Annotated in this window: 19 protein-coding genes; all 19 read left to right on the plus strand. The window is 47.6% G+C overall.

Translation table 11 applies throughout. The annotated features are described in order from the left end of the window. Positions 1-9: 9 nt before the first annotated feature. Positions 10-483, plus strand: coding sequence for a chemotaxis protein CheW (locus A4U59_RS09350; protein ID WP_066173077.1), 474 nt, complete (start codon positions 10-12; stop codon positions 481-483). Between the two features lie 3 nt (positions 484-486). Next, a complete protein-coding gene (locus A4U59_RS09355) occupies positions 487-1,128 on the plus strand; it encodes a chemotaxis protein CheC (protein ID WP_066173078.1) in 642 nt (213 codons plus the stop codon). Continuing rightward, positions 1,121-1,618 carry a chemotaxis protein CheD gene (locus A4U59_RS09360; protein WP_066173080.1) on the plus strand — a complete coding sequence of 166 codons (498 nt, stop codon included), beginning with the start codon at positions 1,121-1,123 and terminating at the stop codon, positions 1,616-1,618. The genes A4U59_RS09355 and A4U59_RS09360 overlap by 8 nt, the downstream gene beginning before the upstream one ends. After that, on the plus strand, positions 1,615-1,992 hold the full coding sequence (locus A4U59_RS09365) for a hypothetical protein (RefSeq protein WP_066173082.1): 378 nt from the start codon (positions 1,615-1,617) through the stop codon (positions 1,990-1,992). The genes A4U59_RS09360 and A4U59_RS09365 overlap by 4 nt, the downstream gene beginning before the upstream one ends. Positions 1,993-2,003: 11 nt before the next feature. Continuing rightward, positions 2,004-2,771, plus strand: coding sequence for a FliA/WhiG family RNA polymerase sigma factor (locus tag A4U59_RS09370; RefSeq protein ID WP_066173084.1), 768 nt, complete (start codon positions 2,004-2,006; stop codon positions 2,769-2,771). Between the two features lie 28 nt (positions 2,772-2,799). Then, positions 2,800-4,182 carry a flagellar assembly protein A gene (locus A4U59_RS09375; RefSeq protein WP_083270774.1) on the plus strand — a complete coding sequence of 461 codons (1,383 nt, stop codon included), beginning with the start codon at positions 2,800-2,802 and terminating at the stop codon, positions 4,180-4,182. A 185-nt stretch (positions 4,183-4,367) separates the two neighbouring features. Beyond that, positions 4,368-4,667 (plus strand): hypothetical protein, encoded by a 300-nt coding sequence (locus A4U59_RS09380; protein ID WP_066173086.1) that lies wholly within the window; start codon positions 4,368-4,370, stop codon positions 4,665-4,667. A 7-nt stretch (positions 4,668-4,674) separates the two neighbouring features. Continuing rightward, positions 4,675-5,184, plus strand: coding sequence for a DUF6115 domain-containing protein (locus A4U59_RS09385; protein WP_066173088.1), 510 nt, complete (start codon positions 4,675-4,677; stop codon positions 5,182-5,184). A 163-nt stretch (positions 5,185-5,347) separates the two neighbouring features. Then, positions 5,348-6,049 (plus strand): 30S ribosomal protein S2, encoded by a 702-nt coding sequence (gene rpsB, locus A4U59_RS09390; RefSeq protein WP_066173090.1) that lies wholly within the window; start codon positions 5,348-5,350, stop codon positions 6,047-6,049. 115 nt (positions 6,050-6,164) lie between these two features. After that, the gene (tsf, locus tag A4U59_RS09395; protein ID WP_066173091.1) at positions 6,165-7,052 is read left to right on the plus strand and encodes a translation elongation factor Ts; all 888 of its coding nucleotides are present in this window, start codon (positions 6,165-6,167) and stop codon (positions 7,050-7,052) included. A gap of 93 nt (positions 7,053-7,145) precedes the next feature. After that, entirely contained in the window at positions 7,146-7,868 is a 723-nt protein-coding gene (pyrH, locus tag A4U59_RS09400; protein ID WP_066173092.1) for a UMP kinase, read from the plus strand. A gap of 2 nt (positions 7,869-7,870) precedes the next feature. Beyond that, positions 7,871-8,428 (plus strand): ribosome recycling factor, encoded by a 558-nt coding sequence (gene frr / locus A4U59_RS09405; RefSeq protein ID WP_066173094.1) that lies wholly within the window; start codon positions 7,871-7,873, stop codon positions 8,426-8,428. A 143-nt stretch (positions 8,429-8,571) separates the two neighbouring features. Next, the gene (locus A4U59_RS09410; protein ID WP_066173096.1) at positions 8,572-9,333 is read left to right on the plus strand and encodes an undecaprenyl pyrophosphate synthase; all 762 of its coding nucleotides are present in this window, start codon (positions 8,572-8,574) and stop codon (positions 9,331-9,333) included. A gap of 16 nt (positions 9,334-9,349) precedes the next feature. Beyond that, the gene (locus A4U59_RS09415; protein WP_066173098.1) at positions 9,350-10,138 is read left to right on the plus strand and encodes a phosphatidate cytidylyltransferase; all 789 of its coding nucleotides are present in this window, start codon (positions 9,350-9,352) and stop codon (positions 10,136-10,138) included. A 41-nt stretch (positions 10,139-10,179) separates the two neighbouring features. Beyond that, the gene (gene dxr / locus A4U59_RS09420) at positions 10,180-11,322 is read left to right on the plus strand and encodes a 1-deoxy-D-xylulose-5-phosphate reductoisomerase (protein ID WP_066173100.1); all 1,143 of its coding nucleotides are present in this window, start codon (positions 10,180-10,182) and stop codon (positions 11,320-11,322) included. Positions 11,323-11,350: 28 nt separating this feature from the next. After that, a complete protein-coding gene (rseP, locus tag A4U59_RS09425; RefSeq protein ID WP_066173336.1) occupies positions 11,351-12,610 on the plus strand; it encodes an RIP metalloprotease RseP in 1,260 nt (419 codons plus the stop codon). Between the two features lie 155 nt (positions 12,611-12,765). Next, positions 12,766-14,478, plus strand: coding sequence for a proline--tRNA ligase (locus A4U59_RS09430; protein ID WP_066173102.1), 1,713 nt, complete (start codon positions 12,766-12,768; stop codon positions 14,476-14,478). Between the two features lie 164 nt (positions 14,479-14,642). After that, the gene (locus A4U59_RS09435; protein ID WP_066173104.1) at positions 14,643-18,941 is read left to right on the plus strand and encodes a PolC-type DNA polymerase III; all 4,299 of its coding nucleotides are present in this window, start codon (positions 14,643-14,645) and stop codon (positions 18,939-18,941) included. A gap of 400 nt (positions 18,942-19,341) precedes the next feature. Continuing rightward, a complete protein-coding gene (gene rimP, locus A4U59_RS09440; RefSeq protein WP_066173105.1) occupies positions 19,342-19,812 on the plus strand; it encodes a ribosome maturation factor RimP in 471 nt (156 codons plus the stop codon). Position 19,813 lies beyond the last annotated feature (1 nt).

The following is a 19,813-nucleotide window of genomic DNA, read 5'->3' on the forward strand; positions in this document are numbered from 1 at the left end:
GGGATTACAATGTCAGAATCTGCTGTTGCAAATGATTTGAAAGTAATTGTGTTCCAATTGAAAGACGAAGAATACGGAGTGCCGGTCCAGCAAGTCCTGTCAATTGAGAGAATGCAGCACATCACAAGGGTCCCTTCCACACCCGAGTTTGTGAAGGGGGTCATCAATCTCCGCGGGGTCGTTACACCGATCATTGATTTGAGAAGCCGATTTGATCTTGAAGAAACAGAGTACGGTGAAAGTACGAGAATCATCATCGTTACAGTGGGAGAAATGGAAGTCGGTCTCATAGTCGATGCCGCCAATGATGTCATCGATATAGACGGCGGGCAGCTCGAACCTCCTCCTCAGGTAATCGGTGCAGTGGAAGCTGATTATATAAAAGGAGTGGCCAGGCTGGAAAAACGCCTTCTTGTCATTCTGAACCTTGACAAGGTTTTTAACGATGAGGAAGTAGACGATCTTAAAGCAATAGAGGGTTAAGAGATGTTATTTTATAAGAATTTCAGTTCCTATCATATGGATGTATTGAAAGAAATCGGAAATATTGGCGCAGGCCATGCGGCAACAGCACTGTCAAATTTACTTAACCAAACAGTCGACATGAAAGTCCCTGATGTTTCCATCGTGAAATTCGACGATTTAATGGAAAAAGTAGGCGGTGCGGACCATCTTGTTGCCGGTGTTTTCCTTAGAATCGAAGGGGATGCTCCCGGGAGCCTGTATTTTCTTCTTTCCCTTGAAGAAGCAGAAATGCTTGTCAGGAGGATAACAGGTGACACCTCGCTCTCCTTCAAGGAACCGCCTTATCCTGAAATGGGTTTATCCGCCTTTTGTGAAGTCGGCAATATTCTCGCGGGTTCATATCTTTCTTCCCTTGCCGATTTTACCGGAATGAACCTGCACCCGAGCGTACCGGCAACCGCCATCGATCTTGCCGGTGCACTCCTGAGCTACGGCCTTATCGAACTGTCTCAGGAAAGTGATTATGCCATCGTCATAGACACAGCCTTCATAGAGCACGGGAATGCGAAGGCAAACCACTTGAACGGCCATTTCCTGGTACTGCCTGACCCACCGTCTTTTGATGTCATTTTCCGCTCTCTGGGAGTCCCGTCTGATGGTTAAGCAGGCGGTTGTCGTGAAGGTCGGAATTGCCGACCTTAATACGGTAAGGCCGCCGGATGTCATCAGGACGTCAGGGCTTGGATCCTGTGTCGGGGTCATCCTGTTTGACAAAATTTCCGGGTTGGCAGGCCTTGCCCATATCATGCTTCCTGACTCGGCGCTTGCAAAGAACGGCCAGTTCAATGAAGCGAAGTATGCGGATACATCCATTGATAAGCTGCTGAGCACTTTGATGGGCCAGGGTGCCGGCAAACACCGGCTGAAAGCGAAAATCGCCGGTGGAGCCCAGATGTTCCAGTTTGCGGGCGGCCAGGATATGATGAGAATCGGCCAGAGGAATGTTGAAGCCGTTAAAAAGCGGCTCGGATATCACCGCATTCCAATTACAGCAGAAGATACCGGCGGACACAGCGGCCGTACAATCGAATTCGATCCCCAAACAGGGGTGCTGACTGTCAGGACAGTCAATAGGGGAGTGCAATGTCTATGATGTACAAAGGTTTGCGCTTTAACTTCTATACCGGATTAAGCGGAGCCTTGTTTGTGATTTTTCTCTCGTCAGTCCGGAATGGGTGGACCGTTTCCTTAATGAGGGGAATCATCGGTTTTATCTTGTTTTTTGCAGCGGCATATTGGTTTCGGTTCGCAATGACATATGTGATCCGGGAAACTGAAAAACAATCTGATATGCCGTCACCTGTCCCGGATGAGAAGGGAGGGCATACGAAGAATGATACGTCAGGCCAACAGGCGGATTTTGAACCTTATAGCCCTGCTGAAAACTTCCAGTTGGCCGAAGATGAGGCTCAAAAAGTTTCAAGGCATATTAAGGAAATGTTTAAAGAAGATGACAAACCGAATTGAGGGGGATCTAAATGAACTACGCATGTAATGAGGATCAATATTACTGGCAAAGTTGGATATCACAGCGCGATTCTCATGCGGGCGATTATTTGGTAAGGCTTTATATGCCCCTTGTCCAATACCATGTCCAGCGGATTGCCACCGGGCTGCCGAAAAACATTCACAGGGATGACTTGAAAAGCTACGGGATGCTGGGACTGTATGATGCTCTTCATAAATTCGATCCGGACAGGGATTTGAAATTTGATACATATGCTTCATTCAGGATACGGGGAGCGATTCTCGACGGCTTGAGAAAAGACGACTGGATGCCTCGGAGCTTGCGCGATAAACTGAAGAAAATTGAAGCGGCCCAGGAACGGCTGGAGCAGAAGCATATGAGAGATGTAAGTCCTGCAGAAATCGCGAATGAAGCTGGGATGGCGAGAGAAGAAGTATATGAAGCGGTGAGGGAAGGTTTTGCAGCCAATATCCTTTCAATTGATGAATCCCCCCCGGATGATGAGAGCGGGACAGAACAGGGAAGCTATACTCTCCGTGACGATAAAGTCCCGACACCTGAGGAAGAGGCTTTAAAAGAGGAGCTGTATAAAGACCTGTCCGGGGTCATTTCCCGGTTAAATGAAAAAGAACAATTGGTTGTCAGCCTGTTCTATCAGGAAGAACTGACCCTTACTGAAATCGGCGACGTATTGGGCCTTTCAACATCGCGGATTTCACAGATTCACTCCAAGGCGCTTTTCCGCTTGAAAACATTACTTATGAAAAAAATGAAATGAACTGAGTTAACAAGAAAGAGGTGCAGAAATGGATACCCTGGTCCTCGATGATTTTATGACTGTTCATATCGCTCCAGATAAAATGAGTGCCACACTCGTGCATAAACAGGCGCTGCCCGAGGAGTTTACCGGCTTCACGGAACAGCTTTTATTACAATTCGTCCACGAACAAGGCATAACCGCAGGAATATGCGGAGAGGCTCTCGCCGAAGCTGCCGAAAATCCGGCCAGGCTGGAAGAACCTCTGTGCATCGCTGAAGGCAGACACCCCGTAAAAGGTTCAGATGGATATTTGCAAAGTGAATTGCAGGAAGACAAACACGGAATATCGAATAAGGAAAAAGTGAACTTCTGGGAACTGAATAAGATCCCTATCGTCTCAAAAGACCAAAGAATAGCTGTAGTGGTGGCGCCGGGTAAAGGGGAAAACGGGATGGACATATTCGGTGCAGAGATTGCTGCCACTCCCGGGAAACCGTTTCAGCTGCGGCCTGGAAAAAATATCGCAATTAATGAAAAAACGGGAACTGTCACAGCCTTGACGGATGGCCAGGTGAGCATTTCCGGCCGCTCGATAAATGTTTTTCCGGTATATGAAGTTGCGGGCGACCTTGATATGAAAACGGGAAACATCGACTTTCCCGGCAACGTCCTGATCAAGGGGAATGTACCAGGGGGATTTCAAATAAAAGCGAAGGGCGATATCCGGGTGATGGGGCTTGTGGAGGGCGCATCCCTGTCAGCAGGAGGTTCGGTTATCATAAATGGAGGCATGGTCGCGGCCAATAAGGGGTTCATCCGGGCCGAGGAACACGTGAAAGTCACCTACATAAACCAGGGAAACGTTGAAGCGGGCAAATCGATCATTGTAAGTAAGTCGGTCATGCACAGCCTGCTTACAGCCGGGGAAGATATCATTTGTGAACATGGACATGCCGTAGGAGGATCCCTGTCTGCTGGAAGATTCATTAAAGTCAAGGAAGGCGGAAATAAGCTGCAAACGCGGACTGATTTTTATTTAGGCGTAAATCAGCGCACGCTGGATCAACACAAGCAGCTGAGCAGGAGAAAACAGGAATTGGAAGATCAAAAAGCCCAGCTCGCGAAAATTGGACAGAAACTCGAACAGCTCCAAAACGAGCGGGGCCTGTCGGGAAAAGAGAGAATTTTGTTTCTGAGGCAAAAAAACAACTTGAAGGAAACTTCAGACGAACTAGCCTTTATTTTTGATGAACTTTACGACATAGAAAAGAAAATGGACGGAAATAGATCCGCCGAAATGATAGTGACAGAGAATCTTTTTCCCAATGTGGATATCAATTTTGGAAAATACCGGCGGCGGATCCGCACGCCGGCTAAGCATATAAAGGTCAAGCTGGTCAGCAGCGAAATTACTATTGTGCAGCTTTAACCGCATTTAATGAGGAAAACAGAATAAAGGCTGTTGTTCCAATATTGTGTGTTCAAATTCACCCAGTCATCTGATCCGTTGCACTCTGGGATCCGGCTGTAATCTCGCCGGCGCCGTTTGTGTACAGGATCTTTCAGAGTCATCCTTCTTTTGAACACTGCCGCCAGGAAAGAAGGGGTGTCATTATGGAGTGGAAAGCAGTAGAAATGCAAGTTGCACTGCCGCGGACAAATGAGGCTGCAAGACAGCTGCAGGAAGACCAGCAGCGCGGAAGCAACCTTCAACAGCATCTCGCCGCGGCGAGCGCCGCCGAAGAAACGCGGAAACGGAAACAAGTGACCGATGCGGGGGTTTCGGACAAAACATCCGATAAAGAAGGAAGGGCAGGCCAGGCAGGTGTAAAAAGCAAGCAGGCTTCGCCTGGCGGCGACAATAGGCCGCAATCACACCCGTACAAAGGGAAACGCATTGATTTTAAGGGGTAATGCCAACATGCTTTCATTAATATTGATAAGCCTTGCTGCCAATGCAGCACTGGCTTACGGTGTATTCCAGCTCAGAACAAGGCTCGCTGAAACCGAAAGGCGCCAGGTGCAGACAGAAAAAGATATAGAAGAAATGTTTTCAGGGTATTTGCTTGAGATGGAAGAACAAAACCGGAAACTTGCCGATGTTCTCACATATCAAGATAGAAAAGATGATCCCGGCACCAATTCAGACGCTGCCGCGGCAGATCATGCGGCGAAAAGCCTTTCCTTATCCGGGACCGGCAACGAGCCGTCCCAAAAACAGCAGGACGGGAATCAACAGGTGCCTGAACAGGGCCTGATGGATTCACTGCCTGTCCCCCCTATAGAGACAGATCATCACGATACGGTGTTTTCGTCGGTGGAGTCCCAGGCCTTCCATTTACATGAGCAGGGCTATTCCGCAGCTGAAATCGCCAAAAAATTGAACAGGGGCAAAACGGAGATTGAACTCATCCTTAAATTTCAGCAATAAAACAACATAATACTTGATACACGCGTTCTGTTATGATATATTAACTTTCGGTGTTAATTACACACGCCTGTCGATTTGTGCAGAGGTGCTGCATGTTTGCAGTCCTGTTCGAATATGACACAGGCGGAGGACATCAAAAACCAAAAAATCAGGAGGAAACAAAATGGCAGTTATTTCGATGAAACAGTTGCTTGAAGCAGGTGTTCACTTTGGACACCAGACCCGCCGCTGGAACCCTAAGATGAAGCGTTACATCTTCACGGAGCGAAACGGGATTTACATCATTGACCTTCAAAAGACAGTAAAGAAGGTTGAAGATGCATACAACTTTGTAAAAGACCTTGCAGCTGACGGAGGAAAAGTCCTTTTCGTCGGCACGAAGAAGCAGGCTCAGGACTCCGTTAAAGATGAAGCTGAACGTGCTGGCATGTATTTTGTCAACCAGCGCTGGCTTGGCGGAACACTTACGAACTTCGATACAATCAAAAAGCGCATCAAGCGCCTGAAAGACATTGAAAAGATGAAAGAAGACGGTACGTTTGACGTATTGCCTAAGAAAGAAGTCGTCCAGCTGCTTAAAGAAGAGGAGCGCCTGGTGAAGTTCCTCGGCGGCATCAAAGATATGGATGGTCTTCCGGATGCTCTTTTCATTATCGATCCTCGCAAAGAGAAAATTGCGGTAGCTGAAGCCCGCAAGCTTAATATTCCGATTGTAGCGATCGTTGATACGAACTGTGATCCGGATGAAGTTGACTATGTCATTCCGGGCAACGATGATGCAATCCGTGCTGTTAAGCTGCTTACCGGTAAAATGGCAGATGCCGTTCTTGAAGGCAAGCAGGGTGAAGAAACAACAACCGCTTAACGACAAACGGGTGTACAAGGGTGGTAAGAGGGGGTCATTGCCTTTTATCACCCTTTTTTAAAACGAAGTTAATGGGTAAAGATACTACATATACCATCTTTAAGGAGGATTTTGAATGGCACAAGTAACAGCTAAAATGGTTAAAGAATTGCGTGAAAAAACAGGCGCAGGCATGATGGACTGCAAAAAGGCCCTTACAGAAACAAACGGCGACATGGATGCCGCTGTCGATTATCTGCGTGAAAAAGGCATGGCGAAAGCCGCCAAGAAAGCGGGACGCATCGCTGCTGAAGGCCTGGCACATATTGAAGTGAAAGGTAATGAGGCCGTTATTCTTGAAGTGAATTCAGAAACTGACTTTGTTGCCAAAAATGATTCCTTCAAAAACCTGATTGCGACTCTCGGCAGCCATCTGCTCAGCCAGAAGCCTGCTGATGTTGATGCTGCCCTTTCCCAGAAACTTGAAGGCGAAGGCGACACCGTAAAAGATTTCATCGATTCCCAGATCGCCAAAATCGGTGAAAAGATTTCCCTGCGCCGCTTTTCAATCGTTGAAAAGACAGATAATGACGCATTCGGTGCATACTTGCATATGGGCGGAAAAATCGGAGTTCTGACTGTTCTTGAAGGAACTTCAGACGAAGAGGCTGCAAAGGATGTCGCAATGCACATTGCAGCAATCAACCCTCGTTATATCAACCGCGACAGCGTTCCACAGGAAGAGGTTGAACGGGAACGCGAAGTTCTTAAGCAGCAGGCCATGAATGAAGGAAAGCCTGAAAACATCGTCGAGAAAATGGTAGAAGGACGCCTCGGCAAGTTCTTTGAAGAAATCTGCCTTGTTGACCAAAACTTTGTAAAAGATCCCGACCAAAAAGTGGGTAAATATGTAAAGAGCAAAGGCGGCGAAGTGAAAACCTTCATCCGTTACGAAGTCGGTGAAGGGCTTGAAAAGCGCGAAGAGAACTTTGCAGATGAAGTCATGAACCAGGTGAAAAAATAACGCTTGACTGAAAGGGGAACACCGGTGTGTTCCCTCTTTTTCAAAGGCTGTGTACCATTACAAATTAGCCGGACAAAGGTGTTGGAGGTTTTCATGGATAACGCTAAATACAAACGTGTCGTGCTTAAGCTTAGTGGAGAAGCCCTTGCAGGTGAGGCGGGCTTCGGAATTGAACCCGCCATCATTAAGTCTGTAGCCAAACAAGTTAAAGAAATTGCTGAACTGGGCGTAGAAGTCGCTGTTGTTGTCGGAGGAGGAAACATCTGGCGCGGCAAAATCGGAAGCGAGATGGGCATGGACAGGGCCACTGCTGACTATATGGGGATGCTTGCGACCGTCATGAATTCCCTTGCCATGCAGGACAGTCTGGAAAACCTCGGTGTCCAGACAAGGGTGCAGACCTCCATTGAAATGCGGCAGGTCGCTGAACCGTATATCCGCCGCCGGGCGATCCGCCACCTTGAAAAGAAGCGGGTTGTCATTTTCGCTGCCGGCACCGGGAATCCATATTTCTCTACAGACACGACAGCTGCCCTCAGAGCCGCTGAAATTGAAGCGGATGTCATCCTGATGGCGAAAAATAAAGTTGACGGTGTATACAGTGCCGATCCATCAGTTGATACAAACGCTAAGAAGTACCAGTCTCTTTCATATCTAGATGTTCTGAAGGAAGGCCTTGAAGTTATGGATTCAACCGCTTCCTCGCTTTGCATGGATAATGATATTCCATTGATCGTCTTTTCCATTATGGAAGAAGGAAACATTAAAAGAGCCGTTATGGGCGAAAATATTGGTACAGTTGTTAGGGGGAAATGAAAATGTCAGAACAAGTAATCAAACAGGCAGCTGAAAGAATGGATAAAGCAGTCCAGGCGTATGACAGGGAGCTCGCCACAGTCCGGGCCGGACGTGCCAACCCCGCTTTGCTTGATAAGGTACAGGTCGAATATTATGGTATGCCGACACCTTTGAACCAGCTTGCAACCATATCAGTTCCTGAGGCAAGGCTGCTCGTCGTTCAGCCATTCGACAAGTCCTCCATTGGTGATATCGAGCGCGCCATCCAAAAAGCCGATTTAGGCCTTTCCCCGTCAAATGATGGATCTGTGCTGCGAATCAGCATTCCGGCATTGACAGAGGAACGCCGCAAAGAGCTTGTCAAGCTTGTCAAAAAATATGCGGAAGAAGCGAAAGTTGCGGTCCGGAATATCCGCCGTGACGCAAACGATGAGTTGAAGAAACTCGAAAAGGACGGCGAAATGACCGAGGATGAACTTCGCGGCTTTACTGAAGATATCCAGAAGCATACAGATGACCATATTGCCGAAATCGATAAACATACAAAAGCAAAAGAAGAAGAGATAATGGAAGTCTAACTTTGCTATCGTTAAAATAATGTATATAAAGACCCTCTGTACTTTAGGGGGTTTTTTTACACTTTTGGTAGTGGGTCGCGGTTTTCAGCAATTCAGCTGTTTTAAATCCAAATCCTGGCTCATTCACAGTGGAGGAAATCGGCATGCTTGATAAATTATTAAAACGCCAAACCGATCAGGAAAATACCGGTGCGGAGATCGATCCTGATTTTGTCCCGAAACATATCGCCATCATCATGGATGGGAACGGCCGCTGGGCAAAGCAGCGGAACTTGCCAAGGATCCTCGGGCACAGAGAAGGGATGAAAACAGTAAAAGAAATTGTGAAAAAGGCAAATTCCCTCAGTGTGAAACAACTGACCCTTTACGCCTTTTCCACAGAAAACTGGAAAAGGCCGAAGACGGAAGTGGATTATTTAATGAAACTCCCGGAAGAGTTCCTTGGTTCTTTTCTCCCTGAATTGATGGAAGAGAATGTGAGAGTAAGAGTAATGGGAGAAGAGGAAGAACTGCCGGAACATACACGGAGAGCCGTCAATAACGCGATGGAACAGACAGCCGGAAACGATGGACTGACATTGAATTTTGCCCTTAATTACGGCAGCAGGCATGAAATCATGAATGCCGTGAAGGAAATTGCGGAAGATGTCAGGGACGGCCGTTTGTCTGCAGGGGATATTTCTGAAGAGATGTTTTCCGGCCGGCTGCTGAGCAGCGGTCTGGAAGATCCAGATCTGCTCATTCGGACTTCAGGGGAAATCAGGCTGAGCAATTTCATGCTCTGGCAGCTTGCCTATACAGAGCTGTGGTTCACCGATATCCTGTGGCCGGACTTTACCGGGGATCACCTTGCGGAAGCAGTTCGTGACTTCCAGCAGCGTTCGCGCCGCTTCGGAGGAGTATAGGAAAGTAGGAGATAAGATGAAGCAACGAATCATTACAGGTGTCATAGCCGGCGTGCTGTTCTTGTCTGTCGTCATCATCGGAGACATTTATTTCACCTTGCTTGCATATTTGCTGGCAACAGTTGCGCTTTTTGAAATGCTGAGGATGAAAAACATCCATATGCTTTCCGCTGCGGGTGTGATCAGTACAATCTTTTTGTGGATTTTGATGCTGCCGCACGAGGCTGCGGCCGGGCTGTCTGGCACGGCAAATACCAAGACAGACGCAATGCTCATGATCATTTTCCTGTTCCTGATCGTAACCGTTCTGACGAAGAACCGTTTCACATTTGACGATGCCGGTTATATGCTTTTGTCCACCTTTTATGCAGGTGCAGGGTTTTTGTATTTGATTCTGACCCGAGAGGCCGGGCTGGCATATGTGTTTTTCGTCCTTTTTTCAATCTGGGCAACCGATTCAGGTGCTTATTTTACCGGAAGGAAATTGGGAAAACGGAAATTATGGCCGGAAATTTCCCCGAATAAAACGGTAGAAGGAGCTCTTGGCGGGATTGCAAGTGCGATTGTTGTGGCAATCATTTTTCAGCTCATCTATCCTGTTTACGAATCACTATTTGCAGCTATCGCAGTGGCGATTGTCATTGCTGTTTTCGGGCAGATAGGTGACCTTGTCGAATCAGCTATGAAACGGCACTATAATGTCAAGGATTCCGGCAATATCCTGCCGGGGCACGGAGGCATTCTTGACCGGTTTGACAGCCTGATTTTTGTGCTGCCGGTTCTTCATTTTCTGCAGATGATTTAATCATTTCCCGCTACCCCGGGTGAAATTAGGAGGTAATTCGGATGAAAAACATCAACTTGCTGGGGGCGACGGGGTCCATTGGCACGCAAACATTGGATGTGATCCGGGCTTATCCGGAACAGTTTTCCCTTTCTTCAATGTCTGTCGGGCGCAATATCGAAAAAGCAATTGAAATTGCCCGTGAGTTTAATCCGCGTCTTATTTCCGTCCTTGATGAAAAGGATTTGGACGCAATGCGGTCTGCGCTCCCTTCAGCAACAGTCATGTATGGAGAGGAAGGGCTTCGTGAAACTGCTGTTTTTGATAAAGGGGATGTACTTGTAAATGCCGTGATGGGAAGTGTCGGCCTTGAGCCAACCTTAATGGCGATCGAAGCCGGAAAGTCAATTGCGATCGCCAACAAAGAAACACTTGTCACTGCAGGGCATCTCGTAGTCGAGAAAGCGAAACAGCATCGAGTCGATCTGCTGCCGGTGGACAGTGAACATTCGGCCATATTCCAGTGTTTGCAAGGACAGGACATTGATAGTGTTTCACGGTTGATTTTAACGGCATCAGGCGGCAGCTTCAGGGACAAGTCCCGTGAAGAGTTAAAGGACGTCAACGTTGAATCGGCCCTAAATCATCCAAACTGGTCGATGGGTGCAAAAATCACTATCGATTCGGCCACGATGATGAACAAAGGGCTTGAGGTCATCGAGGCCCACTGGCTGTTCGGAATTCCTTATGAAAAAATTGATGTCGTTCTACATAAAGAAAGCATTATTCACTCAATGGTTGAATATGAAGATACAAGTGTCATCGCCCAGCTTGGCACACCGGATATGAAAGTGCCGATCCAATATGCGCTCACTTATCCCAAAAGACTTGAACTGCCGCTGGCAAAAAGGTTAAACTTATGGGAAACAGGAACATTGCATTTTTCCGAAATGGATTACAGCCGTTTCCGCTGTTTGAAGTTTGCCTTTGATGCAGGCAAAGCAGGCGGATCGATGCCTGCGGTCATGAATGCTGCCAATGAAGCGGCTGTCCAGGCTTTTCTGGATCGAAAAATCCCGTTTCTGCAAATAGAGGACTTCATCGAAAAGGCGATGGAACAGCACAAAACGATTGCGGCTCCCGATCTTGAAACAATCAGGCAGATTGACCGGGAAACCCGCAGTTTTGTAACTTCCCTGATTTAATAGGATAAAGGTGGGAACAGGATTGAATGTGAATACGATCATCGCATTTATTGTGATTTTTGGCGCGCTTGTTTTCTTTCATGAACTCGGCCATCTATACTTTGCCAAACGTGCCGGCATCCTTTGCCGTGAGTTTGCCATCGGATTTGGGCCGAAGGTGTTTTCGTTTACGAGAAACGAAACTGTTTATACGATCCGGCTTCTGCCACTCGGCGGTTTTGTGCGGATGGCGGGTGAAGACCCCGAAGCGATTGAAGTGAAACCAGGCTATAACGTCGGTCTCATATTCGATGAGAATGACCTTGTCAAAAAAATCATCATCAACAATAAATCCAAACATCCGGAAGCAAAAATTGTTGAGGTGGAGCATGCGGATCTTGAGAAGGATATGGTCATCCGCGGTTATGAAGACGAAGATGGCGAGCTCCAAACTTACCGTGTCCATGAAACTTCTTTCTTCGTGGTGGATGAAAACGAAATCCAGGTCGCCCCTTACGACAGGCAGTTCCGTTCTAAAACGATCGGGCAGCGGACGATTGCCATTTTTGCCGGGCCGGCGATGAATTTCATCCTCGCTTTCGTCATTCTTACACTGCTTGCATTCATGCAGGGATACCCGGTTGAAGATGCGATGCTCGGCAAGCTGACGGAAGACGGTGCGGCGAACGAGGCAGGCCTTCGACAGGGCGACAGAGTCGTCCAAATTGATGGGCGCGAAGTCGATACGTGGGAAGGAATCGTTGAAATCGTCCAGCAAAGTGCCGGCGAGCCGCTTGATATGATGGTAGAACGTAATGGTGAAACGTTGCAGACAAATGTCACACCTAAACCGAGGGAACTGGAAGACGGAACAGAAATCGGCATTATCGGCGTCTATCCCCCGATGGAGAAAAGTGCTGTCGGTTCCATTCAATATGGCGCTGAAGAAACGTACTTTTGGACAAAGACAATTCTGGTCGGACTCGGCAAACTTGTAACCGGCCAATTCTCGATTGACATGCTTTCCGGCCCAGTCGGAATCTACAGCGTGACAGACGAGGTGGCCCAGTCCGGCATTTATAATTTGATGAGATGGGGGGCGCTCCTGAGCATCAACCTGGGCATTGTCAACCTGCTGCCTTTGCCGGCATTAGATGGAGGACGACTGCTGTTCTTCTTAATTGAAGGAATCAGGGGCAAACCGGTCGACCCGCAGAAAGAGGGGCTTGTCCATTTCATCGGTTTCGCATTTCTGATGCTGCTCATGATTGTTGTGACGTGGAACGATATACAAAAGTTTTTCCTGTAAAAAGGCGGAAGAGTACACCAAGGAGCTGCCGGATGACGTTTCGGCAGCTCGCCTTTTCTTTCCGAAGACCGTGGTGCACAGCTTTCCACAGCTGATGGTGTCACTCTTTTCAACATTTCAAATAAGGACAATAATCGAAGTAGAGGTGCTGGGTAATGAAACAAAGTAAAATGTTTGTTCCGACAATGCGCGATATTCCTGCTGATGCGGAAATTGCCAGCCACAGGCTGATGCTGAGAGCCGGCTATATGCGCCAGAGTGCTTCCGGTGTTTATTCGTATTTGCCGCTTGCGAAGCGGGCTCTGCAAAAAATCGAGACGATCATCCGCGAAGAAATGGAGAATACCGCTCACGGGTCAGAATTACTAATGCCTGCGCTGCAGCCGGCTGAACTTTGGCAGGAATCAAGGCGCTGGTATACATACGGTCCGGAACTTATGCGTCTCAAGGACAGGCACGGAAGAGATTTTGCCCTTGGCGCCACCCATGAAGAAGTCATTACGGACTTGCTTCGCGACGAAGTCAATTCTTATAAGAAGATGCCCCTTGTCCTTTATCAGATCCAGACAAAATTCCGCGATGAAAAGCGGCCCCGCTTCGGACTGCTGCGCGGCCGGGAATTCATCATGAAGGATGCCTATTCGTTCCATTCTTCTTTTGAAAGCCTTGATGAAAGCTATGAGGACCTTTTCAAAGCATACAGTAACGTATTCAGCCGCTGCGGTTTGAATTTCCGTGCTGTCATTGCTGACTCGGGTGCCATGGGCGGGAAGGACACCCACGAATTCATGGTGCTTTCTGATGTCGGTGAAGATACGATTGCTTACTCGGATACATCTGACTATGCCGCTAATATTGAAATGGCGGAAGTGAATGCCGAATACGGAAAAAGTGATGAAACACCGGCCAGCCTCCAGAAAACAACAACTGAAGATGCCAAAACGATTGAAGAAGTTGCCAATTACCTCAATGTCGGACAGTCAACGCTGATCAAGTCCATCCTTGCTCGTGTGGATGATGAGTTTTTCCTTCTCCTTGTACGGGGCGACCATGACATTAACGAAATAAAGGTGAAAAATTTGCTGGATGCATCAATCGTAGGCCTTGCTTCTCCGGAAGAAACGAGAGAAGTCATGGGCTGTGATGCAGGCGCCGTAGGACCGGTAGGGGTGCCGGACAAGGTGAAAGTGATCGCTGATTATGCAGTGGAAACCATAGTAAACGGCGTTTGTGGAGCAAACGAAAATGGATACCACTATTTGAATGCGAATGCAGGCCGCGACTTCAAGGTTGACCAGTACGCTGACCTTCGATTCATACAGGAGGGGGACAGGTCACCGGATGGCAAGGGGACGATCCGATTTGCGCGTGGAATAGAAGTCGGCCATATCTTTAAGCTTGGAACGGTATATAGTGAAAAGATGAAGGCCCTGTTCCTTGATGAAAACGGAAAAACAAGCCCTTTTATCATGGGATGTTACGGCATTGGCGTTTCACGACTGCTTGCATCCGTTGTTGAACAGCATCACGATGATGACGGCATCGTATGGCCGAAAGCCATTTCACCATTTGACGTCCATCTCATCCCGGTAAACGTGAAAAACGATGAGCAGCGCAGCCTTGCCGATAAACTTTATCAATCGCTTGGCGATGAAGGTATTGATGTACTGTACGATGACCGGAAAGAACGGCCGGGAGTCAAATTTGCGGATGCAGATTTGTTCGGTTTTCCGCTCCGTATCACGGTGGGCAAAAAAGCTTCCGAGGGAATAGTGGAGGTCAAAAACCGCAGTACAGGCGAAGTGACAGAAACATCGGCAGATGACGCATCAGCCACCGTTAAAGAAATGCTGCAAAACTATCAGTAACTTTCAGGTGCTCCTCTTCCAAAAGGGGGGTACCTTCTTTTTTTAAGGAAAGATATAATAGGAGTTGTCCAAAAAAATAGACCCGGAAGAATAGTGCATGATTGCAAACACAAAATCATTGCGAATTGACAGGACAGGCAACAACAGGGAAAGGGGAATCGTCTGTGGGGCAAGAAGATCAGCTGCGAAAAGAAAGATTTCAGCTTCTCCTTCAGCAAATCAATTATCCTGAATCTCTTGCAGGGGAACAATTCAGGGATGGTAAAATTGAAAAGCTTACGATTAAGAAAAAAGAGAAAGCGTGGCATTTTTTATTTCATTTGCCGACATTGATTCCGGCAAATGCCTATGAAGTATTTCAACTGCATTTACAGAAAACATTTTCGAATATAGCCGCCGTCTCATTCACTTTTAAATATGACGATAACAATGTGACTGAAGAAACGTTTCGCGGGTACTGGCCGCATCTTGTCAACAGTTTAAACGGTTCAGCACCAGGGATCAAAAACTGGCTTGCGCAGCAAAAACCTTCGTTACAGGGGCAAAAAGCGACAGTCAAAGCTAGAAATAACACAGAAGCGGTCACCATCAAGAGGAAGCTGACAGAACTGGCTGCCCCGGCAGCACAACATATGGGGCTTCCGCCGATCCAATTCGACACGGTCATCGAACAGTCACAGGAAGAAATGATCAAGTTCCAGCAGGAAAAAGAAATCGAAGACCGGGATAAAGTGCTGGCTGCCATTGCCGAAAAGGAAAAGAGAGAAAAAGATAATCATTCCGACGGGCCAACAGGACCAGTCACAATTGGCTATACGATAAAAGAGGATCCTGTGCCTATTGAGAACATCACTGACGAAGAAAGACGTGTCGCGCTCCAGGGGTATGTTTTTGATGCCGAAACAAGGGAGCTGCGGAGCGGCAGAACGTTACTGACCTTCAAGATCACAGACTACACGGACAGCCTGTTGATCAAAATGTTTTCCCGTGACAAAGAAGATATCCCATTATTGCAATCAATTCAAAAAGGCATGTGGGTTAAGGTCAGGGGCAGCATCCAGAATGATACATTCGTCCGTGATCTTGTCATGATCGCAAATGATGTCAACGAAATTAAGCCAGCTGAACGTATAGATGATGCTGAAGAAAAGCGGGCCGAGCTCCATGCCCATACAGTGATGAGCCAGATGGATGCAGTCACCTCTGCCTCCCGGCTGGTTGAACAAGCGGCGAAGTGGGGCCATAATACGTTTGCCATCACCGACCACGGTGGTGTGCAGTCGTTCCCGGATGCATATGCTGCCGGGAAAAAACACGGTGTCAAAATCATTTACGGAGTAGAAGCAAACCTGGTTGATGATGGAGTGCCGATCGCATACAATCCGGCTGAGCGGTTACTGGAAGATGAAACGTACGTCGTATTCGACGTGGAAACAACCGGCTTGTCTGCGGCTTATGACACTATCATCGAACTCGCCGCCGTGAAAATTAAAAACGGGGAAATCATCGACAGATTCGAATCATTTGCAAATCCCCACCATCCGCTCTCAGCGACGACGATCGATTTGACCGGCATCACCGACGATATGGTCAGGGATGCACCTGAGCCGGAGGAAGTGGTGGAAAAATTCCGGGCGTGGACCGGAGATGACATACTTGTCGCTCATAATGCCAGCTTCGATATGGGATTTCTGAATGCCGGCCTGAAAAAATGCGGATATGGCAAAGCTGAAAATCCGGTTATCGACACCCTCGAACTGGCGCGCTTTCTTTTTCCGGACATGAAAAATCACCGTTTGAATACATTGTGCAAGAAATTCAATATCGAACTTACCCAGCACCACCGGGCGATTTATGATGCAGAAGCGACAGGATACCTGTTGTGGAAGCTGCTGCAGGATACATTCGAGAAGGGCATCCTTTATCACGCTCGCTTGAATGACAATATGGGGCAGTCTAATGCCTATCAGCGGGCAAGGCCCTCACATTGTATCTTGCTGGCGAAAACGGAAGAAGGCTTGAAAAACTTATACAAACTCGTATCGCTTGCGCACCTCGACTATTTTTACCGGGTGCCCCGAATTCCGCGTTCCCAGCTTACAAAATACCGCGAAGGGCTGCTGGTCGGGTCTGCATGTGACAAAGGGGAAGTTTTTGAGGGTATGATGCAGAAGCAGGCTGATGAGGTTGAAGAAATTGCTGATTTCTATGATTATCTGGAAATTCAGCCGCTCTCCAACTACGCCCATCTGATTGAAAAAGAGCTGGTGAGGGATGAACTCGCTTTAAAGGATATCATCCAAAAAATCATCAATGTCGGTGAAAAACTGGGGAAACCGGTCGCAGCAACAGGAAATGTACATTTCCTGCAGCCGGAGGATGCGATTTACCGAAAAATCCTCATCGCTTCACAGGGCGGTGCCAATCCGCTGAATAAGCAGCAGCTGCCTCCGGTTTATTTCAAAACGACAACGGAAATGCTGGAGGAATTCTCATTCCTTGGCAAGGAAAAAGCACATGAAGTCGTCGTTGCTAATACCCGGAAAATTGCAGATGATATCGAAGACATCAAACCGATCAAAGACGACCTGTATACCCCCAGAATTGAAGGGGCCGATGAGGAAATGAGGAATATGAGCTACGGCATGGCCCGCAGCATTTACGGTGATGAGCTTCCTGCGATTGTTGAAGAACGTCTGGAAAAAGAGCTGAAAAGCATCATCGGCCACGGCTTCGCGGTCATCTATCTCATTTCTCACAAGCTTGTCAAAAAATCGCTTGATGATGGATACCTGGTCGGGTCGCGCGGATCGGTGGGCTCATCTTTCGTTGCGACAATGACTGAAATAACCGAAGTCAATCCGCTGCCGCCGCACTATGTGTGTCCGTCATGCCAGCATTCCCACTTTTTCGATGACGGATCGGTCGGTTCAGGATTTGACCTTCCTGATGCGGACTGTCCCGAGTGTGGAACACCATATAAAAAAGACGGCCATGACATTCCGTTCGAAACGTTCCTTGGCTTCAAAGGGGACAAGGTTCCTGATATCGACTTGAACTTTTCGGGTGAATATCAGCCGCGTGCCCATAACTATACAAAAGTATTGTTCGGAGAAGATAATGTCTTCCGGGCGGGAACGATCGGCACTGTAGCCCAAAAAACGGCATTCGGTTTCGTGAAAAAATTCGAAGAAGAGAACGGCGTCACCTACCGGGGGGCGGAAATTGACCGGCTCTCTTCCGGATGCACCGGTGTGAAGCGGACGACCGGCCAGCACCCTGGGGGCATCATCGTTGTCCCCGATTATATGGATATCTTTGATTTCACACCGATCCAGTATCCGGCAGATGACAGGAATTCCGAATGGAAAACGACGCATTTCGACTTCCATTCCATCCATGACAACTTGCTCAAGCTGGATATTCTGGGGCACGATGATCCGACTGTAATCAGGATGCTTCAAGACTTGAGCGGCATCGATCCAAAAACGATTCCGACAGATGACAAGGAAGTCATGAAAATTTTCGGCGGAACGGAATCACTCGGTGTAACAGAAGACCAGATCATGTGTAAAACCGGCACCCTCGGTATTCCAGAATTCGGCACGAGATTTGTCCGCCAAATGCTTGAAGAAACCAAACCAAGTACGTTCTCAGAGCTTGTGCAGATTTCCGGGCTTTCCCACGGGACTGACGTATGGCTGAATAATGCCAATGAATTGATCTACAGCGGTACCTGTGAGCTTAAGGACGTTATCGGATGCCGTGATGATATTATGGTGTATTTGATTTATAAAGGACTTGAACCTTCACTGGCATTTAAAATTATGGAGTTTGTCCGGAAGGGCAGGGGCTTGCAGGATGAGTGGATTGAAGAGATGAAAAAACATGACGTGCCTGATTGGTATATCGATTCCTGCAAAAAGATCAAATACATGTTCCCTAAAGCCCATGCGGCTGCCTATGTATTGATGGCTGTGCGGATCGCCTATTTCAAGGTGCATCATCCAATCTTGTTCTATGCGGCCTACTTCACTGTACGTGCTGATGATTTTGACGTAGATGCAATGGTGAAAGGCAGCAATGCCATCAGGGCACAAATTGAAGAAATCAATGCGAAAGGCCTTGATGCTTCTCCGAAAGAGAAAAGTTTGCTGACTGTGCTGGAACTGGCCCTTGAAATGTGTGAACGCGGATTGAAATTCCAGAGGGTGGACTTGTATAAGTCGAGTGCCAGTGAGTTCCTTGTAGAAGGGAATACATTGATTCCCCCGTTTAACGCTATTCCCGGCCTTGGCACCAACGCCGCTTTGAATATCGTAAAGGCACGTCAAGAAGGTGAGTTTCTCAGTAAGGAAGATTTACAGCAGCGCAGCAAGATCTCAAAAACAGTCATCGAGTACTTGAATGAGCAGGGCTGTCTTGAAGGCCTCCCAGATCAGAACCAGCTGTCGCTGTTTTGATGGAATGTCTCTCAGTTGCAATAAAAATGAGGTTATGATATATTCATTTGTGGATAGACTAAGAATAAGCTCGTATGCAAAGGAGTGGGCCCGCCCACTCCTTTCTGTTAGCCTCCGTTTATCCGGAACAGTGTTATTCGTGTCCTTAATCCCTGCCGTTTTTCGGCAGGGTATTTTCTTCAAAAGAAAAGGAAGTGTGTTGCGTAAGTGGCCGCTGACGCCGTAAGCATAGATTCCTCCGGAAGGGAAACCCGCATTCCTGCGTGTGCCCCGCTTATGCGCGAAAGCCGCTGCCGGTGCTCTCCGCATTTCTCTTGAAGAGTCAGATGCCGGACAAGCGGGTAAAAATACATACGGAGCAGCTGAATCGAAACCAATTGTGGCAGCAAGGAGGGTTAACATGGGAAAAAAGGTCACAGATATTACCGAAGAACTTGTCACTCCAATTGTTGATGAATACGGAATGGAACTTGTGGATGTCGAATTCGTCAAAGAAGGTAAAAACTGGTTCCTGCGTGTTTTCATTGATTCTCCTGAAGGTGTGGATATTGAAGACTGCGGGAAGGTGAGCGAAAGGCTTAGCGAACAGCTTGATGAAAAGGACCCGATTGATATGCCATACTTTTTGGAAGTTTCATCTCCAGGAGCGGAACGCCCGCTTAAAAAGGAGAAGGACTTTTACAATGCAGTCGGAAAACAAGTCCATGTCAAGACGTATGAACCGATTGACGGCGAAAAAGTTTTTGAAGGCAAGCTTCTCGATTTCAACGGTGAAAGGCTGTCAGTTGAAGTGACGATAAAAACAAGAAAGAAAACATACGACATTCCATACGAGAAAGTTGCAAATGCCAGACTGGCAGTCACTTTTTAAC

The organism is Bacillus marinisedimentorum, from assembly GCF_001644195.2.
In the GTDB taxonomy this organism is placed as follows: Bacteria; Bacillota; Bacilli; order Bacillales; family Bacillaceae_O; genus Bacillus_BL; species Bacillus_BL marinisedimentorum.

Bases quoted from the DNA above. Each gene is read 5' to 3' on its own strand.
- A4U59_RS09350 (WP_066173077.1), top strand. From the start codon at position 10: ATGTCAGAATCTGCTGTTGCAAATGATTTGAAAGTAATTGTGTTCCAA.
- A4U59_RS09355 (WP_066173078.1), top strand. From the start codon at position 487: ATGTTATTTTATAAGAATTTCAGTTCCTATCATATGGATGTATTGAAA.
- A4U59_RS09360 (WP_066173080.1), top strand. From the start codon at position 1,121: ATGGTTAAGCAGGCGGTTGTCGTGAAGGTCGGAATTGCCGACCTTAAT.
- A4U59_RS09365 (WP_066173082.1), top strand. From the start codon at position 1,615: ATGATGTACAAAGGTTTGCGCTTTAACTTCTATACCGGATTAAGCGGA.
- A4U59_RS09370 (WP_066173084.1), top strand. From the start codon at position 2,004: ATGAACTACGCATGTAATGAGGATCAATATTACTGGCAAAGTTGGATA.
- A4U59_RS09375 (WP_083270774.1), top strand. From the start codon at position 2,800: ATGGATACCCTGGTCCTCGATGATTTTATGACTGTTCATATCGCTCCA.
- A4U59_RS09380 (WP_066173086.1), top strand. From the start codon at position 4,368: ATGGAGTGGAAAGCAGTAGAAATGCAAGTTGCACTGCCGCGGACAAAT.
- A4U59_RS09385 (WP_066173088.1), top strand. From the start codon at position 4,675: ATGCTTTCATTAATATTGATAAGCCTTGCTGCCAATGCAGCACTGGCT.
- rpsB (WP_066173090.1), top strand. From the start codon at position 5,348: ATGGCAGTTATTTCGATGAAACAGTTGCTTGAAGCAGGTGTTCACTTT.
- tsf (WP_066173091.1), top strand. From the start codon at position 6,165: ATGGCACAAGTAACAGCTAAAATGGTTAAAGAATTGCGTGAAAAAACA.
- pyrH (WP_066173092.1), top strand. From the start codon at position 7,146: ATGGATAACGCTAAATACAAACGTGTCGTGCTTAAGCTTAGTGGAGAA.
- frr (WP_066173094.1), top strand. From the start codon at position 7,871: ATGTCAGAACAAGTAATCAAACAGGCAGCTGAAAGAATGGATAAAGCA.
- A4U59_RS09410 (WP_066173096.1), top strand. From the start codon at position 8,572: ATGCTTGATAAATTATTAAAACGCCAAACCGATCAGGAAAATACCGGT.
- A4U59_RS09415 (WP_066173098.1), top strand. From the start codon at position 9,350: ATGAAGCAACGAATCATTACAGGTGTCATAGCCGGCGTGCTGTTCTTG.
- dxr (WP_066173100.1), top strand. From the start codon at position 10,180: ATGAAAAACATCAACTTGCTGGGGGCGACGGGGTCCATTGGCACGCAA.
- A4U59_RS09430 (WP_066173102.1), top strand. From the start codon at position 12,766: ATGAAACAAAGTAAAATGTTTGTTCCGACAATGCGCGATATTCCTGCT.
- rimP (WP_066173105.1), top strand. From the start codon at position 19,342: ATGGGAAAAAAGGTCACAGATATTACCGAAGAACTTGTCACTCCAATT.